Source organism: Collimonas antrihumi (genome assembly GCF_018304965.1).
Taxonomy (GTDB): domain Bacteria; phylum Pseudomonadota; class Gammaproteobacteria; order Burkholderiales; family Burkholderiaceae_D; genus Collimonas; species Collimonas antrihumi.
In genome coordinates this window covers 13054-27996 of record NZ_JAGQED010000041.1, presented here as the reverse complement: position 1 = coordinate 27996, position 14943 = coordinate 13054, and the positions used below count along the sequence as shown (strand labels likewise).

The 14943-nt window shown below is 55.2% G+C and carries 11 protein-coding genes; 3 read left to right on the top strand and 8 right to left on the bottom strand.

Annotated elements, in window-relative coordinates; all coding sequences use genetic code 11:
- Positions 1 to 386 precede the first annotated feature (386 nt).
- The 7 genes from KHU29_RS20960 to KHU29_RS20930 all read right to left on the bottom strand — a co-directional run bounded on the left by KHU29_RS20960 (position 387) and on the right by KHU29_RS20930 (position 8309).
- A complete protein-coding gene (locus KHU29_RS20960) occupies positions 387 to 1535 on the bottom strand; it encodes a porin (protein WP_211455271.1) in 1149 nt (382 codons plus the stop codon).
- Positions 1536 to 1569: 34 nt separating this feature from the next.
- Complete coding sequence (locus KHU29_RS20955) at positions 1570 to 1869, bottom strand: hypothetical protein (RefSeq protein ID WP_211455270.1); 300 nt, start codon at positions 1867 to 1869, stop codon at positions 1570 to 1572.
- Between the two features lie 45 nt (positions 1870 to 1914).
- Positions 1915 to 2928, bottom strand: a complete 1014-nt coding sequence (locus tag KHU29_RS20950; protein ID WP_211455269.1) for a helix-turn-helix domain-containing protein — start codon at positions 2926 to 2928, stop codon at positions 1915 to 1917.
- A 134-nt stretch (positions 2929 to 3062) separates the two neighbouring features.
- Positions 3063 to 4226 carry a 2-aminoethylphosphonate--pyruvate transaminase gene (locus tag KHU29_RS20945; protein WP_211455268.1) on the bottom strand — a complete coding sequence of 388 codons (1164 nt, stop codon included), beginning with the start codon at positions 4224 to 4226 and terminating at the stop codon, positions 3063 to 3065.
- 62 nt (positions 4227 to 4288) lie between these two features.
- Positions 4289 to 6040: a putative 2-aminoethylphosphonate ABC transporter permease subunit gene (locus KHU29_RS20940; protein WP_211455267.1), complete on the bottom strand. Its 1752-nt coding sequence runs from the start codon at positions 6038 to 6040 to the stop codon at positions 4289 to 4291.
- Positions 6037 to 7170, bottom strand: coding sequence for a putative 2-aminoethylphosphonate ABC transporter ATP-binding protein (locus KHU29_RS20935; protein WP_211455266.1), 1134 nt, complete (start codon positions 7168 to 7170; stop codon positions 6037 to 6039). Before KHU29_RS20935 ends, KHU29_RS20940 begins: the two co-directional genes overlap by 4 nt.
- Positions 7171 to 7265: 95 nt before the next feature.
- Positions 7266 to 8309 carry a putative 2-aminoethylphosphonate ABC transporter substrate-binding protein gene (locus KHU29_RS20930; RefSeq protein ID WP_211455273.1) on the bottom strand — a complete coding sequence of 348 codons (1044 nt, stop codon included), beginning with the start codon at positions 8307 to 8309 and terminating at the stop codon, positions 7266 to 7268.
- Between the two features lie 414 nt (positions 8310 to 8723).
- Between KHU29_RS20930 and phnA the strand changes: the two genes are divergently transcribed.
- The 3 genes from phnA (at position 8724) to ald (ending at position 13097) form a co-directional block, all read left to right on the top strand.
- Positions 8724 to 9959, top strand: coding sequence for a phosphonoacetate hydrolase (phnA, locus tag KHU29_RS20925; protein WP_211455265.1), 1236 nt, complete (start codon positions 8724 to 8726; stop codon positions 9957 to 9959).
- Between the two features lie 33 nt (positions 9960 to 9992).
- The gene (gene phnY, locus KHU29_RS20920) at positions 9993 to 11456 is read left to right on the top strand and encodes a phosphonoacetaldehyde dehydrogenase (RefSeq protein ID WP_211455264.1); all 1464 of its coding nucleotides are present in this window, start codon (positions 9993 to 9995) and stop codon (positions 11454 to 11456) included.
- Between the two features lie 525 nt (positions 11457 to 11981).
- On the top strand, positions 11982 to 13097 hold the full coding sequence (gene ald, locus KHU29_RS20915; protein ID WP_211455263.1) for an alanine dehydrogenase: 1116 nt from the start codon (positions 11982 to 11984) through the stop codon (positions 13095 to 13097).
- 340 nt (positions 13098 to 13437) lie between these two features.
- Here the strand turns inward: ald and KHU29_RS20910 are convergent, their stop codons facing one another.
- A complete protein-coding gene (locus KHU29_RS20910) occupies positions 13438 to 14628 on the bottom strand; it encodes a sialidase family protein (protein ID WP_211455262.1) in 1191 nt (396 codons plus the stop codon).
- Positions 14629 to 14943 lie beyond the last annotated feature (315 nt).

Here is a 14943-nt window from a genome sequence, read left to right as displayed (position 1 = left end):
TGTCGTTGTTTGCTTGCCTTGAGCAATGGACAGAAATGCGCAATTTACTGCGAGAACCTTCGCGAAAGAAACGTCATTATCAGCAGGATCAATTCAGAGGAGGAAAGTTTGGTTAGCGCGTATGGGGATGACCCCGTAATTCCGATGTCCGCCCCGCCATAAGTCAACGCTGACTTCAGACTCATCCCCTCAAAATATGTCATCCCCGCGCACGCGGGTATGCACGTTCCCGATAAAATAAAAAAAGCCCATTCAAATCGAATGGGCAAAATCTGGAGTTACCCAGGGACGTCTCGCTACTGCCACTGATCGGTAAAGTTACAGGATATTGCCAATCGTCGCGCCGGGCTCAAGCGGCGCGACAGTCAACAGTACCCGGATGCTGCTTAGAACTTGTGACGCATTGCTACGCGGAAGAGCACTTGCTTGTCATTGCTCGAACTGTCGTTCGCACCAGGGATGTAGGCACGATCAAGTGACGTTCCTGTCAGATCGCCGCCGACTTTCTGATAAATGCCTTGCAGGTAAATGTCAGTCCGCTTGGACAAGATGTAGTCAGCCATCAGACCCAACGTCGACCATTTCGGTTTGACGTTGCCCGCCGTTGCATCGAACTTGCCTTGCGTGTAGGTGTACATCGCACCGACGTTAAACGCCGGGTTGATTTGATACCTGGCATTGATTTCGTAGTTGTTGAACTTGAGCGAATTCAATGTGCCAACGGCTGGTGCAAACGAGCTGATGTAACCATTCTCACCAGTTGGATTGGTCAGGTTGGTGTTGGTATACGCGAACCCGAGTATCGCTGCACCAATTGTGTAGTTAATGCCAGCGCCAAAGATTTTTTGCTTGTCGGCCAGGAAGGTGGCGTCAGATGGCGTAATAGAACCGCTCGTGGTCGTGCCGGTATGGTTCAGATTCATGTACGCCAGACCAGCGGTCAATGGGCCGTTGACATAGCTCGCACCCAGGCTGTAGGTACGGTTGTTGCCCGCATTGCCGGCTGTTTCACCGAAGCCGTACAAGCCACCGAACGTAACGCCGGAGAAATTCGGGCTGGTGTACTTGACCGAATTATTGACGCGGAACGAGTTGTCGGTATTGTCGTTATCCAGTGGATGCGAGAACAAATAGCCAGACCAGCCGCCATTCGCAGTCACCGGGCCGACGAAGTCGACCACGGAGTCATACTGACGCCCCATTGTGACCGTGCCGGCAGTCGCACTCGACAAACCTACGAATGCCTGACGACCGAAAAACAAACCGCCTTGACCCAGCTTGCCGGTATCTGCCTTAAAGCCGTTTTCAAGCTTGAACACAGCACTCAGGCCACCGCCCAGGTCTTCGCTACCTTTAAAGCCCAGACGGCTACCTTGTACGTCGCCGCTCTCCATTTGAACCAGACTTTTTCCGCCGACATTGTTGGTGTAGTTCACCCCCAAATCAATAAGGCCATAAATTGTGACGTTGGTTTGTGCTTGTGCCATACCGGAAATGCCACTCAACATACTTGCAACCAAAAACATCTTCTTCATGTATTTCTCCCATTTATTAGAATAATTAAAAAACTTAAAAACAAGGAACTACAAAAAAACCAACTGGAACACGGTGATAAGCCCGCAGTATTTTTATAATCCGCCGCATACGATTTTTTGGCGGGCGTTGCAATTTGGGCTGATCAAAGATAGCGTCGCCTTGTTTTTTTGCGTTATCGAATTTCGGCAAAAAAATCAAAGGCGGCCAGCTTTGTTGCGCGAATCCGCCACCATGAATGGTCTGGGAGCGCCAGTTGAAGATGCTTGCAAGAAGATTGAAATTTACGAACCGGCTTTTTATAACTGGAAAACGAATAGGTTTGGCTTGGACCATCTGAACTTCGAAGCCTTTGCACAACTGCTACATGAAAGCGCTATGCTAAGTCAGGCGCTTCCGCAATGATTCGGATGGACTTTCCCCGAATAATTTTCGGTAGTCATAAGAAAATTGACTGAGATGCCAGAATCCCCAATCCGCAGCGACGTCCTGCACCGTATGCTTGTCCGATAAATTTTCCCGCAGGTGCCTGCGTGCTCCGTTGAAACGAATGATACGCAGATACTGTATCGGACTGATTCCGAGAATATCTTCGAAACAATACTGTAGCGAGCGAGGGCTGACGTGCAGGTGTTCGCAAAGTTGCGGCACTATAATCGCCTGTTCCCGGTGTGCCAGCATATATTCACGGGCCTGCGAAACAATGCGTTGGCGTCGTATGAAACAGTTACTGATGCTATTGTCTATTTTGCCGCTATCAAGTATGGATAGGAGTGCCATTGTCACGGCTTGCTGTGAAAGTGCAAGGCTGAAGACGGGATTAGGCTCACGGCATGCATCACTCATAGCCAGCATATCTGCCAGCGTCCGCTGAAAAACCATCTTTGATAGTTCTGTCACATGCAACACTTCAGCCTTGATCAGCTGCGTATAGTCGACCCTGCAACCTATCTGGTCGGCGACATGCATCACGGCATTGCGCTGGATAACCAATCCATAGATGGCGTAATCGGCAGGAGTCACCAGCTCGAATTCCAGATTACCCGGTCGTACCATGATCGTACCGGCGTCGCACAAGCGCCCATTGATACGCGCCTTATTTGCATTTGCCGGAAGGCCGAACCAGAAGGCATCAGGCCGAACACAACAGGATCGACGCACAGCCTGGTTGGTTTCCTCAAGAAACACTTGCATCTGTGGCAGTAGCAGCTCGGATAGAACCCCGTGAAATTGGCCAGATGTAATCTGGTCATAACTTTGCGTCCAGTCGGTCAAATTGCGGGCGTGCTCATCAACATCAAATGCGTGGGCTATATGAATTTGGTAGGGTATGCCTAAAAGCGGCGCCGCTTGCCCCGCAAAATTGCGCCGCGGATTGTCGGATGTGGTCTGCATTTTCTAACCTCCTTTGAATGGGGTGTAGGCACAAATCGCACATTCTTTCCGGGCTTGAATAGTGGAAAAAGAGCAATCGGGTCGATCGCGCCGTGCCGATATCAAGTCCCGGCACGGCCGAATCCGACTTTTTTTTATGCAGGACTGACAGCAAGTTCCGGCGCAAGACGTTTTTCAGGCTTGCCCTTGCTCGCAATCCCCATCTCCCGCAACGCGTCGGCGATGGCGTGTACCGCCTGCCGCATTTCATCTGCGCCAATCGCACCGATACAGCCGACGCGGAAGGTTTCCGCCTGTGTCAGCTTGCCTGGATACAGCACGAATCCCTTGTCGCGCACCAGATTGTAGAAACGCTTGAACTCATATTTCCCGCTGTCAGGCGCATGGATCGTCACGATGATCGGCGCCTGGATTTTCGGATCGAGAAAAGACTTTAGTCCGAGTTCCTGCATGCCGGTCATCAGTGCTTCGTAATTTTCCTGATAGCGGGCCAGACGGGCAGGCTGCCCGCCTTCAGCGACAAACTGGAGCAATGCCTGGTGGAATGCCGCCACAATATGGGTTGGCGGCGTGAAACGCCACTGCGTGGTTTTCTCCATGTACGCCCACTGATCGTACAGATCCAGCGATAACGACGTCGAGTTGCCGGCAGCTTTTTCCAGCACACTTTTGCGAACCAGTACAAAGCCCATTCCCGGTGGTCCCTCAATGCATTTCCCGCTGGCGGCAATCAATGCATCAAACGGCACTGTAGCAGCATCGACGGCGAGCGCGCCGAACGAGCTCATGGCGTCGATGATCAGGCTGCGTTTATGACGAGCGACCACTTCGGCAATCTCGCGCAGCGGATTCAGAATGCCGGTACTTGTTTCGCAATGGATCAGGCCGACGTGCGTGATGCTGCGGTCGCCGCTCAACAGGCGTTCGACATCGGCCGCGGTGGTCGGTATGTCTTCCGGCGTTTCAAATACCGATACCTTGCGTCCCATCATGTCCACCAGTTTGGCCATGCGCTTGCCGTAAGCGCCGTTGATCAGCACCAGCATGTGGCCATCGCGTGGCAGCAGTGTATTGACGGCCGCTTCGATCGAGAACGTGCCGCTGCCTTGCATCGGCACGCAGACGTGGTGCTCGTGCGCATTGGCGATATCCAGCAAGTGCTTGCGGACTTCAGCGGTGATGGCGTTGAACGAGGCGTCCCAGGAGCCCCAGTCACGCAGCATGGCGGTCTTGGTGGCGATCGAGGTGGTCAGTGGTCCTGGGGTAAGAAGGACTGGATCCCGGCTAACTAGGCTCATGATATTTCCTTTAGTTTTAAACAGGTGAAGTTACACATCCAAAGCTGATAGTGACAACCAGCTCAAACGGTGCTGCGCCAGCGCTGCGCCTTTTTCAGTAATACACGGGTGGTCAGCGCATACAGGAGAACGACGACGGAAGAGGTCAGCACGATCAGTGTTCCCATCGCCGCCGCCGGACCGATTTTTCCCTCCGCTTCCAGATTCAGTATCGCTACCGAAGCTAGTGTCGTGTCAGGCGAGTACAGAAACACGACCGCGGAAATGGTGGTCATCGCGTTGATGAACAGGTAGCGGCCGATATCCAGCACCGCCGGCAGGCAGACTGGCACGGTGACGCGCAGGAAGGTTTTGTAGAACGGCACTTTGAGCGAGGCTGATACCGCTTCGAACTCGTTGTCGATCGCCTTCAAGGCAGTGACCGCGGTCAGGTAGCTGGACGTAAAGTAATGCACCACCGTCGACAACACCAGGATCGCCATGCTGCGATACAGGAAGTTGAGCGGATTGGCGGGATGGTTGAAAAACATGATGTAACCCAGTCCCAGCACCAATCCCGGCACGCCCATCGGCAGCATCGCCAGTAAGCGGATGATCGGGCGCGCGCCATTCATGCCGCGGGTTTTTTCAACCAGGTAGGCACTACCGAAAATCAGCACGATGCCGCCGGTGACCACATAGGCGGCCAGTCTCAGGCTATTGAAATACGACTCCAGGATGCCGTCCTGGAACAGGCCGAAGTAATAGTGATCCCATACCGGCGTCAGGTCGTAAGGCCATAGCTTGATGAAAGAGGTGTACACCGCCATGCCCAATACCGCTAGCAGCAACGCACAGATGATGCTGCAAAAGCAGAACATCAGGGTGTCGAAAACCCGATGTCGCTTCGGTACGTACGGTACCGCGCGCGCCGACAGCTGGGACTGCAGCTTGCGCCGTATGGTGAAGTCGATCGCGAACGCCATCAGCGCCGGCAACAGCAGCAGCAAGCTGACTACGGCGCCTTTGTTGAAATCCTGCTGGCCGATCACTAGCTGATAGACGTCCATTGCCAGGACGCTGTAATCGCCGCCGATGACTTTCGGTACGCCGAAATCGTTGACGGTGAAAGTGAACACCACCAGCATCGCACTAATCAAGCCGTACTTGGCGCCTGGCAGGGTGATGGTCCAGAACTTGCGGAGGCGACTGGTGCCGAGCGATTCCGCGACCTCGTACAAGCGGCCGTCCGCCAATGTCAGCGCGGTAATCAAGATCATCAACGCATGCGGAAACACGGCATAACATTCGCTGATGATGATACCGATCGGGCCGTAAATGGAAGCGCCGAAAAGCATGCCTTTGAGTACGCCTTGAGTACCGAACCATTGCACGAATGAAATTGCCGCCAACAGCGACGGCGCCAGGATCGGGATCAGCGAAAGAGTGCGAAACATGCGCTTGAGCGGCATCATGCTGCGCGTCAGCGCATAGGCGAAAGTGAAGGCCGCCGGGATCACCAGCGCCGTCACCGAGATCGAAATGGTCAACGTATTGAACACCGATCGCCGCAATGCCGGAGTCGCCATGTAATCGCTGAATTGGCGTAATCCGACAAATGCGCCCGCCTTGTTCTGGACACTTTGGACCAGGATCATCATCACCGGCATCAGCAGAAACACTGCCAGCCCTATGCAAACGCAGAGCAATAGCAAGTGGCCGATGCGGTCATGCCAATGACTTTGCTGACGGCCCTTGGCTTTGACCGATTTGAGGTTTGATGTTGCCGTTGTCGTTGTGACCGATAACGGCAACACGTTGGCAGATCTGCTCATGCGGCCTCCGCAAGCGCTGGTTTTGGCATGACGAGCGGTTCGGCATCCTGATCGCGATAGATGCGGATCCGTTCGGGCAGCAATCCAAACAACACTTTGCTGCCGACGCTCAGGCGCAACTCTTTTAACAGGTTAAGCGACATGGAGGTCACCACCGGTTGTTGCTGCATGCCTTCGAATGCCACCGTCAGATAACTGAAGGCGCCCAGGAATTCGATTTTGAGAACCTCTGCCATGGCGTTGTTGTGTGTCCGGTTCTCGGCATCGCGGGCGACGAAATCTTCGGGCCGCAAATACACCTTGACCGGCGCACCGGCGGGAATATGCTCGACGCTAGACTCCCAGTGAAAATTCAAATTCCCTATGCGGAAGCGGCCGTCCCCGAGCGAGGTGCCGCGCAGGATATTGACCTTGCCGACAAAGGAGGCGACGAACGGCGACCCCGGCTGCAGGTAGACTTGCTGCGGCGTTCCGATTTGCTCGATCTCGCCTTGATTCATGACGACGATGCGGTCGGCCATCGTCAGCGCTTCTTCCTGGTCATGCGTGACCATGATGGTGGTGACGCCAAGTCGTTGCTGCAATTGTCGGATTTCACCACGCAGGCGAACCCGCTCAAGTGCGTCCAACGCCGATAACGGCTCGTCCAGCAACAACAGGCCGGGTGAAGTGGCCAGTGCGCGTGCAAGCGCGATTCTCTGTTGCTGGCCGCCGGATAGTTGCCCCGGAAATTTGTTGCCGCTGGTCGGCAAGCCGGCCAGCGTCAGTAATTCTTCGACCCGCGTCTTGGTGCTAGCCCGCGACTGGCCACGGTTAACCAGTCCATAGGCGACATTGTCTGCAATGGTCAGGTTAGGGAACAGTGCGTAGGACTGAAACACGATGCCATAGTCGCGCTTGATCGGCGGCAGCCATGAAATATCTTTTCCGGCTTGACTGATGCGCCCCTGATTTTGGCTTTCCAGGCCTGCGATGATGCGCAGCAGCGTGGTCTTGCCACAGCCGGACGGGCCCAGGAAACAGACAAACTCGCCTTCCGCGATGGAGAGGTTGATGTCGCGCAATGCGTGGAAGCTGCCGAAAGATTTCGAAATGTTGTTAAGTACCAGATACTGATTCTGCTTGGGCATGATAGATCCTCACTTATTGATATCCTTACACCAACGCTGGAAGAGCCTGGCATCTCGTGCCGCGGCAAATCTCAGCGTCGGCCTGCACGCGAGATTTACTTCTTCTTCTCTTCTTTGGCGTTATAGCGACTGCTCCACTCAGCCAGAATGCGGGAGCGATTCTTGGCCGACCAGTTGAAGTCGTTATTGGATACCAGCAGTTTTTCGTAATTTTCCGGAATGCCCTCCACTTTCTTGGCGATTCCCGGATAGGCAACGATGGCCCACCAGGTGGCGCTGATCTGGTTAGCCTCTTTCGTGGTCATCCAGTCGACCAGTTTTTTCGCGGCTTCCATGTTTTTCGTGCCCTTCATGATGCCGCTGGCTTCGATATCCCAGCCCAGGCCTTCTTTCGGGAAAATCAGCTCGACCGGCGCACCGGTAGCCTTGACCTGATGGGCACGGAATTCAAATGAAATACCGATTGGGAATTCGCCGGTACCGGCCATGGTGCAAGGCTTGGAGCCGGAATGGGTGTATTGCGCGATGTTTTCATGCAACCCATCCATGTATTTCCAGCCGCCGGCCTCGCCGAACATCTGGAGCCAGGCGGTGACATCCAGGTAGCCGGTGCCGCTGGAGGCAGGGTGGGGCATGACGATCTGACCCTTGTAGATCGGCTTGGTCAGGTCTTGCCAGCTGGTTGGCCGGGGCAGGTTCAGCTTCTTGGCTTCTACCGTATTGAAGCAAACGGTCGCTCCCCATACATCCATGCCGACCCAGCTAGGGGGGCGGGCCTTGTCGGAAAAGGCAGGATTCAAGTCTTTCAGGCCTGCGGGTGCATACGGCACCAACATGCCTTCCTGACTCAGCAATGCCAGGCTGCTGGCGGCAACGCCAAGAACGACATCGGCTTGCGGGTTATTTTTTTCGGCCAGCAATTTGGCGGTGATGACGCCGGTCGAGTCGCGGACCCAGCGAATGTCCACATCCGGATGGGCTTTTTCAAAGCCATCCTTGTAGGCCTTCATTGCATCGCTTTCGATGGCGGTGTAAACCAGCAACTCGGTTTTGGGTTGGGCGAGGGCGGTCCCGGCTGCCAGCGCCAGGGTCGTGATGATCGCGGTTTTCTGCAACAGTCGTAAAAATTGCGGCTTCATTGTTATGTTCATTGTTGTCTCCTCAGATGTTGTGTCATCAATCAATGTCAAATTGCTGTAATGCACTTTCCTGATACTTCCCAACGCCTTCCTTCTTGCTTCATCAACCGGTCACGAAAGATTGTGTCAATCGGCCCGACCTAGACATTTGGAGCATTTTGCAACTTTATAAATCGCATTATGTTTTCTGTCTATTGTTGACAATCTACACCTTGCGGGTTTAAAGTGCAATCACTGTTAAATAAAAAGGTTCTTAAAGGTTCTTATGATTACGGGTCGCAATATGAATGTTATTGCCGTGCTGAAAGTAATTCCTTGGCGCGAACATGCTATGGCCGGTCGTCACCGCATGCATGGCGCGCATGCGGCTGCAGCTCACCCCTCCGATTTCCTCCCAAACCGAAAGGCTAACAAATGACCACCACTAAAACCCTGCAGGTCAATGGCCGCAGCTACCCATGGATGAAGCAGCCTGTCGTCGTCGTATGTGTCGACGGCTGTGAACAGGAATACATCAATCAGGCGATTCAGGCTGGCGTCACACCGTTTCTTAAAAAAATGGTGGCGCAGGGAACCGTGCTTACCGGTGATTGCGTAGTGCCCAGCTTTACCAATCCGAACAATTTATCGATCGTTACCGGGGCGCCACCTTCAGTACACGGTATCTGCGGCAATTATTTCCTGGATCGCGAAGCGAATCAGGAAGTCATGATGAATGACGCCAAATACTTGCGCGCCGGCACCATATTCGAGGCCTTCTCCAACGCGGGAGCCAAGGTCGCCGTGATCACTGCCAAGGATAAATTGCGCGGTTTGCTCGGCCACAAGATGCGCGGTGGTATTTGCTTCTCGGCAGAGAAGGCCGATCAGGCTACGCTGGAGCAGAACGGCGTAGCGAATTTGCTGGAGCTGGTCGGCATGCCGCTGCCGTCGGTATATAGCGCCGAATTGTCGGAGTTCGTGTTTGCCGCCGGCGTCAAGCTGCTGGAAACACAGCGCCCGGACATCATGTATCTCTCGACCACCGATTACATCCAGCATAAATTCGCCCCCGGCACACCGGGTGCCAATGCCTTTTACGCCATGATGGATCATTATCTGACTCAGCTCGACGCACTCGGTGCGGTCATCGGCCTGACTGCCGATCATGGCATGAACGCCAAGACCGACAGCGCCGGCACACCCAACGTGATTTATCTGCAGGACGTGCTGGACGCCAGGGTTGGCAATGGTAAAACCCGTGTCATTTTGCCGATTACCGATCCGTATGTCGTGCATCACGGCGCATTGGGTTCTTACGCCACGGTGTATCTGAATGAGGGTGCGGATCTGGCCAGCGTTTCACGGCAGATCAGTGCGATCCCTGGCGTCGAAGTGGTGTTGACGCGCGCTGAAGCTGCTGCCCGCTTTGAGTTGCCTGAGGACCGTATCGGCGACCTGGTGATTGTCAGCGAACGGCTGACCGTGATCGGCACTTCTGCCAGCCGCCACGATCTGTCCGAATTGAAACTGCCATTGCGCTCGCATGGCGGCATTTCCGAACAAAAGGTGCCGCTGATGTTCAACCGCAAATTGAGCGCGATTCCGGCTGATCACAGGTTGCGCAATTTTGATGTATTTTTCCTGGCGATGAATGCCGCGCAGCAGTAATGTAAATACATAATTAATTAATCTGGAGATGACATGTCGATACTAAGCGAATTGCACAAACTCAAGGATGGCGAACCGTTGCATCAGAAGATGCGGATTGCCGGCAAGCTGGTCGGTAATGATCGCCTGATCGAAGTGCTCAATCCCTACAACGGCAAGCTGGTCGGAACAATCCCGAAGGCGACGGTCGGCGATATCCGCGACGCCTTCCGTATCGCGCGTCAGTTCAAGTCGAAGCTGACGCGTTTCGAGCGCTCGAAGATCATGCTGCGGACGGCGGAAATATTGCGCGCCAATACCGATGCCATTTCCGATCTGATCACCGCCGAAGCCGGGCTGTGCAAGAAAGACAGTCTGTACGAAGTCGGCCGTGCCTGCGACGTCTTCGTGTTTGCGGCGAACCAGGCGCTGGTAGATGACGGCCAGGTATTTTCCTGCGACCTGACGCCGCATGGCAAGCAGCGCAAGGTCTACACCATGAAAGAGCCGCTGCTGGGCGCGATCTCGGCCATTACGCCGTTCAATCATCCATTGAATCAGGTCGCGCACAAAGTGGCGCCTTCGATTGCGACGAATAACCGGATGGTGTTGAAACCGACCGAGAAGACGCCGTTTTCTGCCTTGCTGCTCGCCGATATCCTGTACGAAGCCGGCTTGCCGCCGGAGATGTTTTCGGTAGTTACTGGCGACCCGAAAGAAATCGCCGATGAAATGCTGACCAATGCCGATGTCGATCTGGTCACCTTCACCGGTGGCGTGCCGATCGGCAAATACATCGCCGGCAAGGCCGTCTACAAGCGTCAGGTGCTGGAGTTGGGCGGCAACGATCCGATCATCGTGATGGAGGATGCCGATATCGAAGAGGCGGCGACCTTGGCGGTTTCCGGTTCGTACAAGAATTCCGGCCAGCGCTGCACTGCGATCAAACGCATGATCGTGCATCAGGCAGTCGCCGATGAATTTGTCGATCTGCTGGTGAAAAAAACCAAGGCCATCAAATACGGCGATCCGATGGACCCGAACAACGATATGGGAACGGTGATCGACGAACGTGCGGCGATAGAGTTCGAAGCCAAGGTGAAGGATGCCGAGCGCCACGGCGCCAAACTGTTATACGGCAATATCCGCAACGGCGCGGTGTACTCGCCGACGGTGCTGGACCATGTGCCCGCCGACTGCAAGCTGGTTGCCGAGGAAACGTTCGGACCGGTATCGCCGGTGATTCGCTGCACCGATATTGCCGATGCCATCCGGATATCGAACTCGACGCCATACGGCTTGTCGTCATCGGTCTGCACCAACCGCATGGACTACATCACCCGTTTCGTCCGTGAGCTGGAAGTGGGGAGCGTCAATGTGCGGGAAGTGCCAGGCTATCGCCTGGAGCTGACACCGTTTGGCGGTATCAAGGATTCGGGGCTGGGTTACAAGGAAGGTGTGCTGGAAGCGATGAAAAGCTTCTCCAATACCAAGACGTATTCGCTGCCCTGGAACTGACAAGCTGCCGCTTTTCTGCTAACGGTAGGTGTGGCGGCTTGCGTGAAACGCACGCCGCTTTTTTTTTTTGATTCGATGCAGTACGCTCGTCAGACCGGTCACCGGTTGTCTGGCCATATGTGAGCTCCTGGTTCGAATTTGTCATGGAGAATCCAGTGGTTAAGCGTAGTCACAACCCAGGTGCCGAGATCGGTAGTAGAGTTGTCTTTGACAGTGAACACGGACCGCAGACCGGCGTTTTAGTGAATATAGTTCGCGATGTCGGGAATGCCCAACCGTTCGCAATCGTCGCGGTTGATAACCCTCCGCCTGGCATCCTGGCGTCAGTGCCCGTCACTGATCTTCAATCGATTTGACATCAAAATTTCAGTAGTCGGCATGTAAGCAGTTCCAGATATCCGCGTTCGTTTGATGAAGCAGGGCGTTTGATTTTTTTGGGCGGGGTCCCACCCCGCCATTTAAATCCGTTGGCATTCATGGCAGGTGGGACCTGCCTTGCACAAATCGAAAAAATGGAGACTTGTCATGTTAATAGGCGTTCCAAAGGAAATTAAGAACCATGAGTACCGGGTAGGCTTGACGCCGGCTTCAGTGCGCGAGCTGACTTTGCGTGGCCACCAGGTGATAGTGCAAACAAACGCCGGCGCCGATATCGGCTTATCCGATGCGCAGTACACCGCAGCCGGCGCCACCTTGCTCGACACAGCCAAGGAAATTTTTGCGCGCGCCGATATGATCGTCAAGGTCAAGGAACCGCAGCCTGTCGAGTGCGCAATGCTGCGCAAAGGGCAGATTCTGTATACCTATCTGCACCTGGCGCCCGATCCGGAGCAGACTGCCGCCTTGATCGCATCAGGCGCAATCTGCATCGCATATGAAACCATTACCGGTGCAGGCGGCGGCTTGCCTTTGCTCGCGCCGATGAGCGAAGTGGCCGGCCGCATGTCGATCCAGGCCGGCGCCGCCCATATGGAAAAATCAAAAGGTGGCATGGGACTGTTGCTGGGTGGCGTCCCGGGTGTCGCGGCCGCGCATGTCGTCGTCATTGGCGCCGGCGTTGTAGGTACCAACGCCTTGCAGATGGCGGCAGGCTCGGGCGCCCGTGTGACTGTATTGGACAAGAATATCGACCGCTTGCGCCAACTCGACCTGGTCTATGGAAACCGGATCACAACGCTCTATTCGAATGCACAATCGATTGAGGACGCAGTCTTGAGCGCAGATCTGGTCATCGGCGGCGTCCTGGTGCCGGGCGCCGCGGCGCCGAAGCTGGTTACACGCAGCATGATCTCGCGCATGAAGCAGGGCGCGGTAGTGGTCGACGTCGCCATCGACCAAGGCGGCTGTTTTGAAACGTCGCACGCGACGACCCACGCCGAACCGACGTTTGTGGTCGACGGCGTCGTCCACTACTGCGTGGCGAACATGCCTGGCGCGGTCGCCCGTACCTCCACGTTTGCCCTGAACAACGCCACCATCGGCCATGCCATCGCCCTGGCCGAAAAAGGCTGGCAGCGGGCCATGCGCGACGATGCACATTTGAGGAACGGCTTGAATGTTTGTCTCGGCAAACTTACCTACGAGGCAGTCGCGAAGGCACTGGGCTACGAGTATGTCTCGCCCGTTTCCGTGCTCGGATAAGTTTCAAGCGGATTGTCGAAAGGGGAGTTGAGTCTGCATGCGATTGGAATACGGTCCGACTCTAATGCCGTTAAGTTAAGCCACGAACGGTATTCTTTAGATGGACCAATGCGGTCACTCCGTCATCCCCGCGAACGCGGGGATCCATGTTGCACAGTATGGTGGTTAAAATGGATTCCCGCGTTCGCGGGAATGACGTGCCAAACGCTATAACCGGTAACCTTAACTTAACGGCATTACGGACAGACTCACACCGTTGGCGCGGGACCAAATGAAAAGCCTGCCGGGACCATCCCGGCAGGCTTTTTCAATGCCGGCCAAACTGGTGGCCTGTGCCGCGTTATGGCGACGTGATCACGCGCGAGACTGGTACCTTCATGAAGCGGATGCCGTTTGATCCATTTTCATACACGATGCCGATCGTGTTTGCATCGAGCTGGGTCAGGTCGCTGTAGGCCGAACTGCCTGATGTGATCAGCAGGCTGAACGGCCAGCTGGCGCCGTCATCCTTGCTGCCACGCACGGTCAGGTGGTCGCGGCTGGTGGTGCTGGCCGGATTGGAGAAGATCAGATAGGGTTTGCCATTCCACATGATGTTGAGGATGCTACCCTCGCAGATCGGATCGATCAGGGTAGTGTTCGGCGCGCCATAACTGAAATTGACGGCCTCGTCGGTGCTGGTGGAAACGATCCGGTTCTTGGTGAGGCCGCTTTGATTGCGGCTGTTGATCATGACGGCGCCGGTACTCAGTGCAGCGGCGGAAGATTCGTTGGAACCCGGGTAGCCGGTATTGCCGCCGATATGGTAGGTGGCGCCGTGGTCGGTCGTGTAAAAGGCATAGGCACGACCGTCTCCCCAGTTCGGCTGCGGCGCACCGGCGGTGTAGTTGCCCGGTACAACGATACGGCCGTCGGCCAGTTGCAGGCCGTGGCCCGGGCCCATTGCCAGATCGCGCCAGTCAGCCGGATTGTTATAGGGCGCGGCGCCCATTAGTGCGGTCTGGGAGGTGATATTGCCTGGACTGCTCCAGCTCAGGCCGCCGTCGGTCGAGGTGATCACCATCTGTTCGCGCAAGCCATTGCCGTTGCGCACATTTGCCTCGGAATTGTTGCCGATGTTGTAGAACAGGAACAGGCGCCCCTGCGGATAGTTGGGATCTAGCGTGTCCAGCACGGGCACGGCGTTGCCGGCCTCCAGCGTGCCGTTGCTTGCCACGACGGTGATGGGCGACCAGGTCGTGCCGCCGTCGGTGCTGCGGCGCATCACCACCTGGATGTTGCCAAAGTCCGGGCAGTTTGCCGGCCGGCCTTCCGCAAAGGCCAGAATGCTGCCGTCTTTCAGCGTCATGACTGCCGGAATACGGTAGCAACCATAGTTGGCGTCCGACACCGGGAAGATCGTGGTGGCCGAGATGATCTGTGCGCGGGCATCGGTTGCCAGAAAATTGATGCCGAATGCCAGCACTAACGACAAGACAGGAAGCAAGCTCAGGAGCCGGATCGGCATCCTTATTCTTTTCAGGAATTTCATTGCAAATTACCTCTCTTCAAGTAATTAACGGGTCGCGGACGCGGCCCGTCAGTACAACACGGGAACGGTCCGCTTATCTACTGCCAATCACGCCTTGCAGACCTTGCTGGCGGATAGTTTCTAATAGGTGACTGTCATTACAGTCGATGAATCGGCGATTGCCAGTTCTGACCGTCAGCGCCAACTCCGAGGTGAGCGTCCGGCGGTTTGTCTCCTGATACATCTATGTGTCCAGTGATCTATTTTCTTGAAGCTTTTGCCGTTTGAACACGGCGGGTAATCTTGATTTCTTCTACACGGCAATCATGCAGTTTC